The organism is Candidatus Merdisoma sp. JLR.KK006, from assembly GCF_036941035.1.
Classification (GTDB): Bacteria; Bacillota; Clostridia; order Lachnospirales; family Lachnospiraceae; genus Laedolimicola.
The window spans coordinates 56,223-73,199 of the sequence record NZ_JAYMNS010000023.1; the positions used below are offsets into that span (position 1 = coordinate 56,223).

At 46.2% G+C, this 16,977-nt stretch carries 17 protein-coding genes; 14 read left to right on the plus strand and 3 right to left on the minus strand.

Going from position 1 to position 16,977, the window contains the following annotated elements; genetic code table 11:
• Positions 1 to 37 precede the first annotated feature (37 nt).
• Entirely contained in the window at positions 38 to 1,693 is a 1,656-nt protein-coding gene (locus VSQ61_RS16250; protein ID WP_334345443.1) for a methyl-accepting chemotaxis protein, read from the plus strand.
• 103 nt (positions 1,694 to 1,796) lie between these two features.
• Here VSQ61_RS16250 and VSQ61_RS16255 read toward each other — a convergent pair whose 3' ends face one another.
• From VSQ61_RS16255 to VSQ61_RS16265, 3 genes are read right to left on the minus strand one after another with little or no spacing between them, the layout of a single operon-like run.
• On the minus strand, positions 1,797 to 2,561 hold the full coding sequence (locus VSQ61_RS16255) for an ABC transporter permease (protein WP_334345444.1): 765 nt from the start codon (positions 2,559 to 2,561) through the stop codon (positions 1,797 to 1,799).
• 15 nt (positions 2,562 to 2,576) lie between these two features.
• The gene (locus VSQ61_RS16260; RefSeq protein ID WP_334345445.1) at positions 2,577 to 3,299 is read right to left on the minus strand and encodes an ABC transporter permease; all 723 of its coding nucleotides are present in this window, start codon (positions 3,297 to 3,299) and stop codon (positions 2,577 to 2,579) included.
• Positions 3,296 to 4,060 (minus strand): ABC transporter ATP-binding protein, encoded by a 765-nt coding sequence (locus VSQ61_RS16265; protein WP_334345446.1) that lies wholly within the window; start codon positions 4,058 to 4,060, stop codon positions 3,296 to 3,298. Before VSQ61_RS16265 ends, VSQ61_RS16260 begins: the two co-directional genes overlap by 4 nt.
• A gap of 249 nt (positions 4,061 to 4,309) precedes the next feature.
• On the opposite strand from VSQ61_RS16265, the gene VSQ61_RS16270 reads away from it, so the two are divergent.
• The 13 genes from VSQ61_RS16270 to VSQ61_RS16330 form a co-directional block, all read left to right on the plus strand.
• Positions 4,310 to 5,014, plus strand: coding sequence for a response regulator transcription factor (locus tag VSQ61_RS16270; protein ID WP_334345447.1), 705 nt, complete (start codon positions 4,310 to 4,312; stop codon positions 5,012 to 5,014).
• Between the two features lies 1 nt (position 5,015).
• A complete protein-coding gene (locus tag VSQ61_RS16275; protein WP_334345448.1) occupies positions 5,016 to 6,401 on the plus strand; it encodes a sensor histidine kinase in 1,386 nt (461 codons plus the stop codon).
• A 137-nt stretch (positions 6,402 to 6,538) separates the two neighbouring features.
• Positions 6,539 to 7,552 (plus strand): phosphate acyltransferase PlsX, encoded by a 1,014-nt coding sequence (plsX, locus tag VSQ61_RS16280; RefSeq protein ID WP_334345449.1) that lies wholly within the window; start codon positions 6,539 to 6,541, stop codon positions 7,550 to 7,552.
• Positions 7,553 to 7,557: 5 nt separating this feature from the next.
• Positions 7,558 to 7,788: an acyl carrier protein gene (gene acpP / locus VSQ61_RS16285; RefSeq protein WP_334345450.1), complete on the plus strand. Its 231-nt coding sequence runs from the start codon at positions 7,558 to 7,560 to the stop codon at positions 7,786 to 7,788.
• Positions 7,789 to 7,942: 154 nt separating this feature from the next.
• Positions 7,943 to 8,638, plus strand: coding sequence for a ribonuclease III (gene rnc / locus VSQ61_RS16290; RefSeq protein ID WP_334345451.1), 696 nt, complete (start codon positions 7,943 to 7,945; stop codon positions 8,636 to 8,638).
• Positions 8,639 to 8,676: 38 nt separating this feature from the next.
• Positions 8,677 to 12,234 (plus strand): chromosome segregation protein SMC, encoded by a 3,558-nt coding sequence (smc, locus tag VSQ61_RS16295; protein ID WP_334345452.1) that lies wholly within the window; start codon positions 8,677 to 8,679, stop codon positions 12,232 to 12,234.
• Positions 12,235 to 12,375: 141 nt separating this feature from the next.
• Complete coding sequence (gene ftsY / locus VSQ61_RS16300) at positions 12,376 to 13,305, plus strand: signal recognition particle-docking protein FtsY (protein WP_334345453.1); 930 nt, start codon at positions 12,376 to 12,378, stop codon at positions 13,303 to 13,305.
• Between the two features lie 410 nt (positions 13,306 to 13,715).
• On the plus strand, positions 13,716 to 13,994 hold the full coding sequence (locus VSQ61_RS16305; RefSeq protein ID WP_334345454.1) for a hypothetical protein: 279 nt from the start codon (positions 13,716 to 13,718) through the stop codon (positions 13,992 to 13,994).
• 446 nt (positions 13,995 to 14,440) lie between these two features.
• Entirely contained in the window at positions 14,441 to 14,578 is a 138-nt protein-coding gene (locus tag VSQ61_RS16310) for a hypothetical protein (protein WP_334345455.1), read from the plus strand.
• A 24-nt stretch (positions 14,579 to 14,602) separates the two neighbouring features.
• The gene (locus VSQ61_RS22860; protein WP_350340206.1) at positions 14,603 to 15,019 is read left to right on the plus strand and encodes a flavodoxin domain-containing protein; all 417 of its coding nucleotides are present in this window, start codon (positions 14,603 to 14,605) and stop codon (positions 15,017 to 15,019) included.
• 303 nt (positions 15,020 to 15,322) lie between these two features.
• A complete protein-coding gene (locus tag VSQ61_RS16320) occupies positions 15,323 to 15,787 on the plus strand; it encodes a hypothetical protein (protein WP_334345456.1) in 465 nt (154 codons plus the stop codon).
• A gap of 66 nt (positions 15,788 to 15,853) precedes the next feature.
• Positions 15,854 to 16,096, plus strand: a complete 243-nt coding sequence (locus tag VSQ61_RS16325; protein ID WP_334345457.1) for a hypothetical protein — start codon at positions 15,854 to 15,856, stop codon at positions 16,094 to 16,096.
• Positions 16,097 to 16,133: 37 nt separating this feature from the next.
• Positions 16,134 to 16,977 (plus strand): class I SAM-dependent methyltransferase (locus VSQ61_RS16330; RefSeq protein ID WP_334345458.1); only part of this gene is annotated, 844 nt, incomplete at its 3' end.

Consider the following 16,977-nt stretch of genomic DNA (forward strand, 5'->3'; position numbering starts at 1 on the left):
TTATCGCAAAGAATACAAAAAAGGAAGGTACATACTCATGCGCAAAAGCATCAAAATGATGGTAGGAATCCGGGTGATCTGTGCACTTGTCGCCGTACTCCTGTTCAGTGTAATGATGACGGTGAACATTCTCCGTGTTGATCGCACTCAGACTGCCAGCGCTCAGGCGAACGCTTTGCTTGACAAAGCCCAGAGAGCGGAAACGGCACACTATAAGTGGTCCAGTAACCTAAGCAACGCATTGTATGCAGGAACAGAATTTACCGGGAGCATCGATCCCACTACCTGTGTTCTGGGTCAGTGGCTTTATGGAGATGCAGGCACGGAAGATAAAGAGATCATCGCTCTGCGATCACAGCTGGAGCCCCTGCACAAAGAGCTGCATGAGTCGGCTACATATGTATTAGAGCTTTTGGAGACGAATCCGCAGCAGGCACAGGCTTATTATCAGGAAACCATTCAATCCAATTTAACTACATTGGTAGGAATTTTGGATGAGGTGGTAGAGAGGGGAACGGCGCTGAACGAGGAAAGCAAGGAACAGATGGAGCAAACCCTTGTGATGATGCACGCAACCTCCATTATAGGACTTTCCATTTCACTGATTGCCCTCTTAAGCTTAGTGTTCTATGTGCTTGGAAAGATTATAAAACCCCTTGTTTTGATTACGAACAAGAGTAAACCTCTTCAGGAGGGTCTTCTTGACTTGGAGATAGATTATCATGCAAAGGATGAGCTGGGCGAGTTGGCGGAGACACTGGAGCGTTCCATGGGACGGATCAGCAGTTATGTGAATGATATTAACCGCATGATGAGCCAGTTGTCTGCAGGGAACTTTGATGTTCAGGTTTCGGAGCCTTACATCGGCGATTTCCGCTCCATTGAGGAATCCCTTTCCAGCTTTACGACTACCATGTCATCGGCTCTCTTCAATATCAATCAGGCAGAGCAGAAGGTATCCGGAGATGCGGCACAGCTTTCCAGCGGCGCTCAGGCCCTGGCCCAGGGAGCTACACAGCAGGCAAGTGCGGTGGAAGAGCTTTATGCTACTCTGGAGGAGTTGTCTAAGAGCGCTTCCGGAAATGTTAAGGCAGCCTTTGATGCCCAGGAAAATGCCCGGCTTACGGGAGAGCAGGTGACGGTCAGCAGCCAGCAGATGGAAGAGATGGTAGCGGCTATGAATGATATTTCCGCTGCGTCCCAGGAGATCGGCAAGATTATAGCTACGATTGAAAATATAGCGTTCCAGACCAATATTTTGGCTCTGAATGCGGCAGTGGAAGCAGCCCGGGCAGGAGCGGCAGGAAAGGGCTTTGCCGTAGTATCCAGTGAGGTGCGCAGTCTGGCTACCCAGTCCGATCAGGCGGCTAAGGCCACCAAGGAGATGATTGAGAATTCCATTCAGGCAGTAGACCGGGGAAGCAGGATCGTAGGAGAAGTTTCCGAAACCCTGAACAAGACATTGAAGCTTGTGATGCAGTCCGGGGATGCCATTGGCGGTATTGCGAAAGCGGTAGAGCGGGAGGCAGATTCCATTTCTCAGGTAACGGATGGTATTGGCCAGATTTCTTCCGTAGTTCAGACCAACTCGGCAAGCAGTGAGGAGTCGGCGGCAGTGAGCAATGAGCTCTTTGAGCAGGTACGTCTCTTGCAGGAGCAGACAAAGAGGTTCCGCCTGAAAAACGGAGTTTAAATGAAAGAAGATTAGTATATGTTCGAAAATAAGGTTATTTTTCGAACACTATGCCAGGATAAGAAAGGGCTGCCCCGGATGACCGGATGGCAGCCCTTTCATCTTACCGCATTTCTTTTTTTCCAAAACCTGTTACCGCCGCTGTAAGCGCCAGTGCAAAAATTAGAATTGCACATGGTAAAAACGGGAATAAATGAAAACCGGCGCCTGCGCCCTCTGCTGTGAAGTCATGTAAAGAGCAGGAAACCAAATAGCCGCTATAGCAGTAAGGGTAGACAATCCAAAGGGGCGTGCTAGCCATTAATACGCCGGGAATAATAAGAAGCAGATTCAGGCCCACGGACAGCAATGGTTTTTCAAACAGTACCGTAATCGCCCACATTGCCGCTGCACCGGGAAGCATGGTAAGGAACAAGCCTGTGCACCATTTCAGTAAATACAGGATTGGCAGCGCTTCCGTAATTCCCGTGTTTTTTACTGCAATCAATCCGGTTATCACAAAGACGATAAGAAATACGGTCATTTCCATAAGCAGATAAAAAAGCAGTACACAGAATTTTGCGGCTGAAAGGGCCTGGCGGCTGACAGGCAGGGCTAACATTTTCAGGATTCCGTTGCTCCCCGTTTCACGTCCCGCAATCATCACACAGACAACAATCATACTGAAGGGAAGCAGATAATAGGCATAAACTAATGCGCTCTGAATAAACATAGCCGCCCACGGGTTTGTATATTCCGGTGAAAAATAGCTGTGCAGATTGGCCACACCGGAAGTCACTACGAACAGCGGGGCTATGAAAATCAGGGGTATTATTTTGCCTCGTTTTACTTTTATAAACTCAATTTTAAGTAATTCTAAAAAGCTCATAGATAGTGTACCTCCTTATTCGAAACGCTTTCTAGCAGCCCATAATCCGGTGAAAAGGAAAAGGACCGTTTCCATCAGAGAAAAAATTACAACTGTAATATCCGGCTGTGCGCTCATTGCAACAGCAGGCTTTAGCATAACCACAAAAGGGTGTACGCATAGCCAAAGGCTGTTTGAAGGAGCCAGAGCCATACCGCTTAAAAATCCCGCAACCCCTATGCCAAGGGGCACCCACATATTGGGGGAGCCGGACGATACGTAAATCATAAAAGCCAATACGGGCATAGACGTTATAAATGAATATCCGGCAAAAGACAGCAGCGTTTTCAACTGAAATGCGCCCTGGGGCAAATCTGTCAGTCCGATATTTGCAAGGGCCAAATACTGAAAGCCTATTGCAATGAAGAGCATTATGGTTAAAATCAGAAATTTGCAAAAGTACATACCAGGAACGCTCATAGGGAGCATATACATTTTTTTAACAGCGCTGCCCTTAAATTCCATATTATAAATCATACAGGCGGCAACTATGATACCGAACATATTCAGAATCATAATCATACCGTAAACCTGCGTCAGCAGCACATCCATAGGAGCTAACGGCAGATTGAAAAGGGTGTCTTTTCGCACGGTGAAATTGATAAAGGCGTATGCTGCGCCCAAAACTCCCACAGCAAGCATAAGCGGAATAATGCCTGTTCGTTTTTCCTTTCTAAGTTCAATGGCAAATGTTCTCATAGCTTTGCCCTCCGCTTTCGGATGGCATTGTCTTCCTCAATCATAGACAGGAACATATCTTCCAAATGATCCCCGGCGAATCCGGCCTGTAATGCATTCTGCCGTAATTCGTCCAGACTGCCCTCAAACAGCAGGCGGCCGTGATTGAGTATTCCTATGTCGTCTGCCATTAACTCGATTTCAGACAGCATATGGGAAGAAATAAGAACCGTACAATCGTAAAGGTCAGGCAGCGATTTGATCAAATTCCGTATTTCATGGATACCGGAGGGATCAAGTCCATTGGTAGGCTCATCTAAAATCAAAACAGGCGGTCTGCCGAGCATTGCTCCGGCAAGTCCTAACCGCTGCTTCATACCGAGCGAATATTTTTTCGCAAGACGCCCGCCGAATTCGGTCAGTCCCACAAGCTCCAGTGCATCCGCAACAGACCGCTTTGGAAGCCCTAAAATACGGCGGATAATGTCAAGGTTTTCTTCCCCTGTCAGATTAGCGTAAAAAGAGGGGGATTCAATAAAGGAACCCACTTCTTTTAAAATAGAAAGACGGTCATTGGGAAACTGCTTCCCATCGATTGTAAAGCTGCCTTTTGTGGGGGCGGTCAGCCCTAAGAGCATTTTCATCGTAGTAGATTTCCCCGCTCCATTGGGACCAAGAAAGCCGTATATACTGCCCCTGCGAATGTTCAGCGAAACGCCGGATACAGCCGTAAAGGATTTGTATTTTTTGGTAAGCTGTTTTGTTCTGATCATGTAATCCATATAAATATCCCCTTTCAATATTTTTGTCCGTGATTTCAGGACATAAAGGTATACCCTTGTGGTGTTTCATTGATTACGTCCATGTTTTTTGGACATAAAGGTATACCCTTGTGGTGTTTCATACCTGCATAATACCAATTCAACCTTGCGGCAACATTCTCTTTACCTTACATTTGCCTTACATTTTCCAAAATCCCGAAAAAACAAACAATAATATGGTATGATGTAGCTGTGAAAGGAGACTGCACTATGAACAACGACTATCTGCTGAATAAATGTATCTTGCTGGTTGATGATGAGCAGGAGCTTTTGGATATGGTTGTGTCCATTCTGTCCGAATATGGATTCCAAAATATCAAAACAGCAAAAAGTGTAAAAGAAGCTATAGCGAAAGCTGAAAAATCCTGGCCGGACTTAGCAATACTTGATGTAATGCTGCCGGACGGAAGCGGGTTTAACTTAATGGAACAGTTAAAGAAAGACAGCGATTACCCCATTCTTTTTCTTACTGCCTGCGGGGAAGAACATGATAAATTCAAGGGCTTTGGCATAGGGGCTGATGATTATATTGTAAAACCCTTTTTGCCAAAAGAGCTTTTGTTCCGTGTTATGGCGATTTTGCGCAGAAGCTACAAGGATGAAAATCCTCTTGTACACTTACATGACAGTCAGATTGATTTTTCACGTGCCGAGGTTATAAAAAATCAGGAACATATCCCCCTGACGGCAAAGGAACACAATCTGCTGTCCGTCTTATACCGCAATGCGGGGCGCATTGTGACAATTGATGCATTGTGTGAAGCAGCATGGGGCAGCAATCCCTTTGGATATGAAAACTCCTTAATGGCCCATATACGCCGCATCAGAGAAAAAATAGAGCAGAATCCCTCCAGGCCCATTTCCCTGGTTACGGTCAAGGGACTGGGTTATAAGTTAATTGTAGAAAGGAAATAGCATGAAAAGCATTCCCAAACTAATACGCCGCTTTGTGGGGATCATGACATTAAGCATCCTCATTCTTGTAATTTTGAATGTTCTCTTTTTCGCATTTGTCTTTGTAAGAAATACGTCGGCATTTTCTCCGTGGGATATGGCGGACAGGACGGCAGACTCGCTGGAGCTTACCGAGGAGGGATATTCCATATCAGACCAGGCGGCAGCCAAATTAAAAGAAGAAAATGCCTGGGCGATCCTTATTGACAATGATACAAGGCAGGTTTTATGGCAGACAGACAATCTGCCTGACAGTATTCCCATGCAATATACCTTATCGGATATAGCAAGGCTGGTACGTGGCTATGTGGACGGATATCCTGCTTTTACAGGAGAAGCCCAAAGCGGATTGCTGGTAGTGGGCTATCCAAGAGACCGGTTTTGGAAGCATACAAGGGCAAGCTGGGATTATAGCTTTATTGCAAATTTACCCAGGAATACAGTGATTATTTTGGCTGTCAATCTTGTGATAATTTTTCTCATATACGCTGCTGCCAATTCAAAATTGCTGCGTTCCATTGGTCCCATAACGGATGGAATACAGGACTTGTCAAGGGGCTGCCCTGTTTGTATAAAAGAAAAAGGCATATTTTGTGAATTGGCGGAAAAAATTAATAAAACATCTGAAATACTGCAAATACAGGCCGAGCAGCTTCGAAGAAAGGAAACCGCAAGGGCAAACTGGATAGCGGGCGTTTCCCATGATATCAGAACGCCCCTGTCAATGATTATGGGCTACGCCGGGCAGTTGGAAAATTCAAAAAATCTTACGGAGGACCAGTGCAGAAAAGCCGCTGTCATTGTTAAGCAAAGCAAACGGATGAAAGATTTGATAAGCGACCTGAACCTTGCTTCCAAGCTTGAATATGATATGCAGCCCCTGACAATGAAACGGGAAAATGCGGTATCCATTGTCCGGCAGGTGGTTGTGGATTATATGAATCTGAATTTGGATGACAGATTTTCCTTTGAATGGAAAACCGCAGATACCCTGTCCGTCTGCCACATCAACACCGATAAGGATCTGCTGAAGCGTGCAATATCCAACCTTATTCAGAACAGCATAAGCCACAATGAAAACGGATGTGTGATCTATGCCTCCGTTGAAGATGATGACAATGTCTGCAGGATTTGCATTGAGGACAGCGGCATGGGAGCTTCCGACGAACAGATTGACAGGCTGAACCACACCCCCCACTATATGGTTTGCGACAGAAACACGGCCGAACAGCGGCATGGCCTGGGCCTGCTTATTGTGAAACAGATTATAATGGGACACAATGGAAGCGTTTTAATAGACCACAGCGAATACGGAGGATTTAAAGTTGTGCTAATTATATCGAAATAAGGTTGATTTCTTAATTAATATTTAGTATGATGATAAAGAACCTCCATGAAAGATGTGGGGGATGTGGACCGGATTGTTTTAACAGCAGCCCCATACGGCGCTTAAGACAGCGCCGGAATTAGGAGGAAAGAAGTTACATGCAGGAAATGATTCAAATTGCGGTGGACGCAATGGGCGGCGACAATGCGCCGGATGAGATTGTGAAGGGCGTAGTGGAGGCCGTGAGCCTGCGGGAGGACATTAAGGTGTTTCTCGTAGGAAAAGAGGAAGTGGTTCGGGAGAAGCTGAAAGCTTATACTTATAAAGACGGACAGATAGAGATAGTAAATGCCACGGAAATCATCGAGATGGCGGAGCCGCCGGTAGCGGCTATCCGAAAGAAAAAGGATTCTTCCATTGTAGTAGCCTTGAAGATGGTAAAGGAAGGAAAAGCGGATGCCTTTGTATCCGCCGGAAGCTCCGGCGCTGTGTTAGCAGGCGGCCAGCTTCTGGTGGGACGCATCAGGGGCGTGGAGCGTCCGCCTCTTGCCCCTTTAATTCCCACCAGGAACGGTGTTTCCCTGCTGATTGACTGCGGGGCCAATGTGGATGCCCGTCCCTCTCATCTGGTACAGTTTGCCAAGATGGGTTCCATCTATATGGAGCATGTGGTGGGTATCAAAAAGCCCAGGGTAGCCATTGTGAATATCGGCGCTGAGGAAGAGAAAGGCAACGCACTTGTGAAAGAGACCTTTCCTCTTCTGAAAGAATGTAAGGATATCAATTTTATCGGCAGTATTGAAGCACGGGACATTCCGGCAGGGGCAGCGGACGTGATTGTCTGCGAGGCATTTGTGGGCAATGTGATTTTAAAGCTTTATGAGGGAATGGGATCCGTTCTTATTGGGAAGATTAAGGAGGGCATTATGACCAGCCTGCGCAGTAAGATAGGAGCGCTTCTGGTAAAGCCTGCATTGAAGGAAACCTTAAAGTCCTTTGATGCTTCGGAGTATGGCGGTGCGCCGCTGTTGGGTCTGAATGGTCTTGTTGTAAAGACACACGGAAGCTCAAAAGCACAGGAAGTAAAGAATTCCATTATCCAGTGTGTCACCTTTAAGGAGCAGCAGATTAATGATAAGATCAGAGAGAATATTAAAAGAGAGGAAGGATAAGGCGTATGGAATTTGAGAAACTGAAAGGAATCATTGCAGATGTTCTAAATGTGGATGAAGAAGAGATTACCATGGATACGACATTTACGGACGATCTGGGAGCAGACTCTTTGGATGTGTATCAGATTATCATGGGACTTGAAGAGGAATTTGACATTGAGATTCCTCAGGAAGAGGCAGAGAAGATCGTTTCTGTGGGTGATGCGGTTGAGCAAATTAAGAAAGTTACTGCCTAACATGGAAAATGGCTGGTGTGTAGATGTTACACCAGGTTTATAGAGAGATGAGCTGCCACAAGCACAAGACTGCCGGAGGACGGTGGTTTACTTGTGGCGGCTTATTTCATGTAGGAGTGAGAGCTAGTGATGAAACTTTTAATAGGAGGTATCGATGAAGCTAGGACAATTAGAGGAGAAGATAGGATATAGATTTAAGGAGCCAAAGCTTCTTAGGCAGGCCATGTGCCACAGCTCCTATGCCAATGAGCGCCATATGGACAGGCTTTTGAATAACGAGCGGCTGGAGTTTTTAGGGGATGCTGTTTTAGAGCTGATTACCAGTGAGTTTTTGTTTAAAAACTATTCCAAGATGCCGGAGGGAGAGGCAACCCGCACCAGAGCCAGCATTGTATGCGAGCAGACCTTAGCCCTGTGCGCCAGAGAGCTGGGGCTTGGTTCTTTTTTGCTTCTTGGAAAGGGAGAGGATCTGACAGGAGGCAGAGAACGGGATTCCATCACCTCAGACGCCATGGAAGCCCTTTTGGGAGCCATTTATTTGGATGGTGGTTTTGCTAGTGCAAAAGAATTTGTGAATCACTTTATATTAAATGACATCGAGCACAAAAAACTCTTTTTTGATAGCAAGACTATCCTCCAAGAGGAGATTCAGGGGGAGACCCAAGAGCCTCTTCATTATGTGCTGATTGGGGAGGAGGGACCGGATCACAACAAGCGGTTTACGGTTCACGCCTGCCTGGGTAATCAGGTGATTGGAGCGGGAAGCGGCCGGACAAAGAAAGCGGCGGAGCAGGAGGCGGCTTACCGGGCCCTTATTGAGCGGCACAAAACAGAGAGAGATTTAAGCTAAGAGCATGAGCTGAAAATGAAGTATAGACGGAGCAGAATATGTATTTAAAAAGTATTGAGGTGCAGGGCTTTAAGTCCTTTGCAAATAAGATTGTTTTTGATTTTCACAACGGAATAACAGGCATAGTAGGCCCAAACGGCAGCGGCAAGAGCAATGTGGCGGATGCGGTGCGCTGGGTCTTGGGAGAACAGAGAGTAAAGCAGCTTCGTGGCGGAAGCATGCAGGATGTGATTTTTTCCGGCACAGAGAGCCGCAGGCCCTTAAGCTATGCTTATGTGGCCATTACGCTGGACAACGGGGATCACCAGCTTGCCATTGACTATGAGGAAGTGACCGTGTCCCGGCGCCTGTACCGTTCCGGTGAGAGCGAGTACCTGATCAACGGCACGGCCTGCCGGCTTAAGGATATCAACGAGCTGTTTTACGATACGGGTATTGGAAAAGAGGGCTATTCCATCATCGGGCAGGGTCAGATTGACCGGATCTTAAGCTCCAAGCCGGAGGAATCCAGGGAGCTTTTTGACGAAGCCACCGGAATCGTAAAGTTTAAGCGGAGAAAGAATACGGCTCAGAAGAAGCTGGAGGATGAGAAGCAGAACATCCTGCGCATCAACGATATTCTCTCCGAGCTGGAAAAGCAGCTTGGGCCCCTGGAGCGCCAGTCAGAGACAGCCAAAATATATCTGAAGAAAAAAGAGACATTAAAGATTTATGATGTGAATATGTTTCTTTTAGAGACAGCCCGTCTTCAGGAGCAGCTTTCGGAGGTTGAGAAAAAATCTGAGACAGCTCAGAATGATCTTGAGGAAACTACGAAAGCTTATGAAGCCATTAAACTGGAGCATGCAAAGATTGAAGAAGAGCTGGAGCAGTTAAATACGGATCTGGATGAGACAAAGGAATCCTTCTCTCAGGCAGGCTTAAGCCGCCAGCAGTTGGAGGGCCAGATTGAGCTTCTAAAGGAGCAGATTAACTCTGTCAGGGCCAATGACGAGCACCTGCAGGGACGCCTGGCCGCCATCGGCACAGATGTATTGGAGAAAAAGGAAGCCAGAAAGAAGCTGACCGAGGAACAGAAGCAGCTTGATGCCCAGCTTAAGGAGATTACCGGACGCTCCAAGGAGGCCACGGAGCGTTTAAACGGCATCCGCAAGAAAACAGAGGCCTTAAACAGCCGGGTAGAGCAGCGGAAGAATGCCATTATCGGCCTTTTAAACGAGAGGGCTTCCACCAAGGGACGGCTTCAGCGGTACGATGCCATGCAGGAGCAGGCCCAGATACGAAGGGCAGAGCTGAATAAGAAGCTTCTGGAGGCCAGAAGCGGCGAGGCGGAGCAGGAGAATCTTTATGAGGAATATCAGAAGAAGCTTAACGAGATTGAAGCGGGAATTTTGGATCTGACAGCCGCCCAGAGGGAAAAAGAGGAGGAAGCCGAGGGCTGCCGCCGGACCCTGGGAAAGCTCAATGAACAGTTGGAGATCGGACAGACGGCATTTCACAGGGAATCTTCCAAGCTTGAATCTCTGCGGAATCTGGCGGAACGGTATGACGGCTACGGCAACAGCATCCGCAAGGTGATGGAGCGCAAGGATCAGACACCGGGGATTCTCGGTGTTGTGGCTGATATTATCAAGGTAGAGCAAAAGTACGAGACAGCCATTGAGACGGCCCTTGGGGGCAACATTCAAAACATTGTCACAGACAATGAGACTACGGCCAAGGAGCTGATTGGCTATCTGAAAAAGAATAAGCTGGGACGTGCTACCTTTCTGCCTCTGACCAGCGTGGGAGGCCGTGACAATTTTCCCAAAAAGGAAGCCTTGAACGAGCCGGGGGCTCTCGGCCTTGCAAGCACACTGGTAAAGGCAGAAAAAAAATATGAAGGTGTGGTCCAGTATCTTTTGGGAAGAGTTCTGGTGGTGAGCAACATAGACGCAGCCATCAAAATCGCCCGAAAATACAAGCATTCCCTACATATTGTAACGCTGGAGGGCGAATACTTAAGCCCGGGAGGTTCCATGACAGGAGGAGCTTTCCGCAATTCCAGCAATCTTCTTGGACGCCGCCGGGAGCTGGAAGAACTGGAAGAAAACGTAAAGCGTTTGGAGGAAGAAATGAATGCCGCCCGGCTTCGGATCGAGGAAGCCAAGGACCGTCGCCGCAAACTGCGTCAGGAGGCGGAGGAATTGAACAACCGTCTTCAGGAGCAGTATCTTCTTCAAAACACGGTTACCTTGAACGCAAATCAGGCAAAGGAAAAGCTGGAGGAGCTGGTGTCCGGCTACGAGGGATTGACCGCTGAACTGGGACAGCTGGAGAAACAGCTTCGTGATATCGGAGAAAGCCGTGCAGCCATCGGTCAGGAGCTGAAAGCTTCTGAGGAATTGGAGCAGGAGCATGAGGCGGATACCTTAAAAGCCCAGAAAGAGCTGGAGGAGATCCGCACCCGGGAGGAAGAAAGCGCACAGGAGTGCGAGAGCATTCACCTGGAGGTTGCCGCCATCACCCAGAAAGCGGAATTTGTCAATGAAAATGTAGCCCGAATCGACCGGGAGCTGGAGCGCTTCCGCATGGAAGAGGAAGAACTAAAAGCCGGAGTAGTACAGGGAAGTCACGATATCAAGGCTAAAGAAGAAGGGATTTTGGCCCTTACGGGACAGATTGAGCAGTTGAATCTTCGAAGCCGGACACTGGAACAGCGCACAAAGGATTTGACAGAGAAACGGGATGCCCTCTTAAACGGACAGAAAGAATTCTTTGCCAGGCGTGAGGAGCTATCCGAGCACAGAAGCCGTCTTGACAAGGAGGCATTTCGTCTCAACAGCCAGCGGGAGCGTCTGGAGGAAAGCGCAGAGGCTCAGACCAACTATATGTGGGAGGAATATGAGCTGACCTACAATTCAGCCCTGCCCCTCAGGGATGAGGCTTATGAGGATCTGGCGGACTTAAAGAAGCAGATTGCCGCTATTAAGGATGAGATTCGAAAGCTTGGAGATGTGAATGTAAATGCCATTGAGGACTTTAAGAATCTGTCCGAACGCTATACCTTTATGAATAATCAGCGAAATGATCTGGTGAAAGCGGAAGAAACGCTGATGGGGATTATTGCGGAACTGGATTCCGGCATGCGCAGGCAGTTTAAGGAGCAGTTTGAGCGGATTCGGGTAGAGTTTGATAAGGCGTTTAAGGAGCTCTTCGGCGGCGGAAAGGGTACTCTGGAGCTCAATGAGGAGGAGGATATTTTAGAGGCAGGCATCCGCATTATCGCCCAGCCGCCGGGAAAGAAGCTTCAGAATATGATGCAGCTTTCCGGCGGGGAGAAAGCCTTGACCGCTATTTCCCTGCTTTTTGCCATTCAGAACTTAAAGCCCTCGCCTTTCTGTCTGCTGGATGAGATTGAAGCGGCTCTGGATGATTCCAACGTGGGACGCTTCTCAAAATATCTTCACAAGTTGACAAAAAATACACAGTTTATTATTATTACACATAGGAAGGGAACTATGGAAGCCGCAGACCGGCTGTATGGTATTACCATGCAGGAGAAAGGTGTGTCGGCTCTGGTTTCTGTGAATCTGATTGAAGAGGATTTGACTTAGAATAAAAACAGTATCCCTCGGACAGTGCACGGAAGGATTTACGGACGCATGGTCTTGCGGCCGGAAATTCTTCTCATACCCGTGTACTGTATGAGGGATGCGGAACTGGAATCATTGCTAAAAATAAAGGGGGAATAAGGAGTGCCAGAAGAAAAAAAGGGTTTTTTTGGAAGATTAGTGTCGGGACTGGCCAAGACACGGGCAAATATTGTTGCGGGGATGGACAATATTTTCAGCGGCTTTTCGGCGATTGATGATGAATTTTATGAGGAGATTGAAGAAACGCTGATTCTGGGGGATATTGGCATCAATGCCACCAATGCCATTATCCAGGATTTGAAAGCGAAAGTGAAAGAGCAGAAGCTTAAGGAGCCGTCCCAGTGTAAAGATCTTCTGATTGCCAGCATCCGGGAGCAGATGGAGGTGGGTGAGGTGGCCTACCGGTTTGAGGAAGAGAAGTCTGTGGTTCTGGTGATTGGCGTCAATGGTGTGGGCAAGACGACTTCGGTGGGAAAGCTTGCGGGAAAGCTTAAGGATCAAGGGAAAAAGGTGATTCTGGCTGCGGCGGATACGTTCCGGGCGGCTGCAGGAGAGCAGCTTACGGAGTGGGCTTCTAGGGCCGGAGTGGATATTATCAGCGGCTGTGAGGGGGCGGACCCGGCTTCCGTGGTTTATGATGCGGTGTGCGCGGCCAAGGCAAGGAATGCGGATGTGCTGCTCTGTGATACGGCAGGTCGGCTTCATAATAAGAAGAATCTCATGGAGGAGCTGCGCAAGATTAACCGGATTATTGACAGGGAGTATCCGAATGCTTATCGGGAGACCCTTGTTGTTCTTGACGGGACTACGGGACAGAATGCGTTGGAGCAGGCAAGACAGTTTAAGAGTGTGGTGGATATTACAGGGATTATTCTGACGAAGCTGGATGGGACGGCGAAAGGCGGGATTGCGGTGGCGATTCAGTCGGAGATGGGGATTCCGGTGAAGTATGTTGGTGTTGGGGAGAGTATTGATGATTTACAGAAGTTTAAGGCGGATGAGTTTGTGAATGCGTTGTTTCATCAGGGGTGAGTGAGTTGTGAGGGCGGACGGGGCTGCTGCAAAATAAGGCGGCAGCCATTTCCATATCCCTTGTTCGGACGGTTCACGTACACGCTGCCTGCTCCGGACGTACATTGCCGGGGGCTTTTTTGGAAGCTTTTGGGTTGTCTGGCAATGTTCGTCCGTATCAGACAGCATGTACGTGAACAGCCGGACACTGGATATTGGAAAAGTCTGCCGCCTTATTTTACAGCAGCCCCTGTTTTGTGGGAGGATGTGGCGTGTTTTTTCTGTGTTTTGGGGGGAATTGGTGTTTTATTTCGCTTTCTCCCTTTTCGGAATTGTGTACCCACTAAAAACAGGCTTATAAATATACATTGCAAGCAACAGGTAAATATTTTGTAATCAAGTATATAAATCGGGATTGATGGAGGGCAACTATGGAATATAAGGACTATATTAAGCAAGGCTTGAATGGGAACGCCCCATTAAAATTAATATTATGCGGAAATATTCAGGAAACGGAAAATGATAAAGTAGGTGTTGTATCAGTTGTGTATGCTACAAATGATAAAGACTTAGCAGAACAAAAAATGAATGAATTGATTGCCGTCAATCCTAATAATTATTACATGGTTTATAGTGTGCCTCTAAATGTTGATTTGACGGAACTTTCTCATTATCCTTCAATAGCAATTTCTAAAGATGATTTACAATAAAAGCAATTCCAATTTGAAGAGTTGTCAGGTAAGCACAATCATCATTCCTATGCGGAAAGCGACATACCGATAGGACAGAACTACACAAAAATAGCATTGATGGATAACTATAAAATATTGCAAAACTCAATTCAAACCTGCCATTCAGAGGTTATATGCTTTTTTACTTGCGAGCCTAAGATGCAACCTTCTGAACATGCAATGCGAGGACATCACGAGTTCAGCTTAATACAATTTAAACAAGGAATTCCACGAATGATTTATAATGAATTATTAGAGATAACAGAATTACCTTTTAGTCCGGCTAAAAAACAAATATGCCTTTATTAGTAATGAAATTACAAAAGTTGAGAAATATACCGTTTATCAAAATTGTTTCCGGGGATATTTTTATGATTCCTCTTTTTTTGCCGTCTTATCAGAAGTGGAGAAATCTGGAGGAGCTGATGGATTATAGGAGATATCAGTTCCATCAGGAGGATGTGTTTGCTTTTGGAAGATACATTGAGTGGTGTGTTGGAAATATAAATCTTGTGGAGATTTTTTCTTATGTGGGGCAGACTCCCAAAAGCCCTGAGAGCTAGCAAACCGGAAGTGGGAGACATGTAATGACAGGAATATATTTTAGTGGTACAGGGAACACAAAATTTTGTGTTGATAAATTCTTGGAAGAATATGATTATAGTAAAAATTCATTTTCTATTGAAGATAATGAAGCTTTGGAGAAAATAAAAAGTGACAATGAAATCGTGATAGGCTATCCAGTACAATACAGCAATATTCCCAAAATAATGCGAGATTATATTGTTTATAACCGACATATCTGGAAAGGAAAAAACATCTTTATAATTGCCACAATGGGACTTTTCAGTGGTGACGGTGCCGGGATATCAGCACGGTTGTTAAAGAATTATGGCGCTGTTATAGCAGGCGGATTGCATTTGAAAATGCCTGACAGTATTTGTGATGAGAAAGCATTAAAATGCAGTTTTAAGGAACGTTTGTCATTGCTTATGGTCTTGTAGGATATTCCCTTTTCTTTCATGCGCAACGCCCATATTGAAAATAACCAACGTCCACCGGACGTTGTGCGTCCTGCGGACAGCAGATGATCTCCGTAGATTTTCAATCTGCTCCAATCATCACAGGGGAAGCTACACTTCCCCTGCGCTGGCTCCGCCAGCTACCCCTTTGTGGACTTGCCGGACGGAATCACCTTGCGCTGCAAGCTATTTCCGTCTGGTAAGTTTTCAGAAATCCAGCTATACTTTTTCAATGGGATAGCGTATAATGGAGCCAGTCACAAATCGGGATTGGAGGGTAGAAATATGTTTGAATGTGGTACATATGAATATGGGTTGAAAACAGGCGATTTATCAGAAAAAGAAATGGTCAAAATCTTTGAAAAGGTACTCAGTAAAATCGCCGGGGAAATCAATGATTCCCGCATTCCCCAAAAGCGGAAACTGAGCAAAAGGACTGGTCCCTTCGGCCGGCCTACCCCAGATGCAGAACCGCCAGAATATGATTATATCTACCTTTATGGTCATAGACCCAGTAATTTGTATTTAGAGTTGTACCCTAATCGGGAGAAGAATGGACGAGTGAAATTTTCAGAAGAGGGAATTGTCTGGAATTTGTATTTTTATATCTTGTCAGACTATCCAAACCGGATATCCGAAGAGGATCATATCCAAGAGTTTGGAGGCAGAGTGATTGAGGAATTATTCCAGACACTCCCCTGCGAAAAGGTACTCATTAAGAAATATGCCCCCGGTGAAGATAGGCTTTAGTGAAACTGCAAATTGGGGTTCGTGAAGTAGTTAATGGGAACACTTTTCCGAAAAGGGAGTAAAAAATTGAAAGAAACCATTGCTCCCTTTCGGTGGAGATCGGAGAGGGGTGCCTATTCACTCAGTCTGGATGCGGGAGTGCTGAACCAGAACAGCTTTACAAAATATAAGATGCTAGGAAATGGGTATGACTGGGAGAAAGCTGTGGCTGCATTTGCCGGGACACATCTGCTGAAAGAGTTTGCGCTTGCATTTCACAGGTGCGCAATGGATGCGGATGCCTTTGAAGAGTTGCTGCGTGGGCTTTGAGGGGGAAAGCTGCATATGGAAAATCATGGAGACAAGAATGAATGAGAACATATTAGATTTTTTTCAAACAGAACCTTTCGTTTATGAAAAAAGCTCTAAGGCTTTTTGGGATGATGAATATATTTCAAAGAATATGCTGGCGGCTCACCTGGACACGGCCTTTGACGGCGCTTCGAGAAAGCTGACAACCATACAAAAATCAGTTGCATGGATTTGTGATTACTGCCAAAATGCAGAAAATAAAGAGCTTTTGGATCTGGGCTGCGGACCGGGCATTTATTCGGAGCTGTTGCATGATCAGGGATTTTTGGTAACAGGCATTGATTTTTCCAGGCGTTCCATAGCCTACGCCCAAAAGCATGCAAAAGAGACAAAGCGAAATATTGAATACCATTATCAAAATTACCTGGAAATGGATTATGAAAATAAGTTTGATCTGGCAATTTTAATTTACTGCGATTTTGGTGTGCTTTCACCTGGGGACAGAGCTGTTTTATTGAAGAAAATTCATAAGGCATTGAAAAAGGACGGCATTTTGATTCTGGATGTGTATCATGAACCCTACCGAAATGCATTTCATGAGATGGAGAGCATACGGTATGAAGACGGCGGGTTCTGGTCGCCAAAGCCTTATGTTGTTGTTCAGAAAAATAGGCTCTATGCCAAGACAGACAATACCTTGGAGCAATATCTTATCATGACAAAGGACAGTACCGAATGCTTTTATATATGGAATCAGATTTATTCGAAAGCAGCATTTGAGGAAGAAATAGAAAAACAGGGCTTTGAAACCCTTGAGATGTTTGATGATATTTGCGGCAGGCCTTTTACCAGGCAAAAAGAAAGCATATGCGGAGTTTTTACGAAGGCTGCCGGAAAGG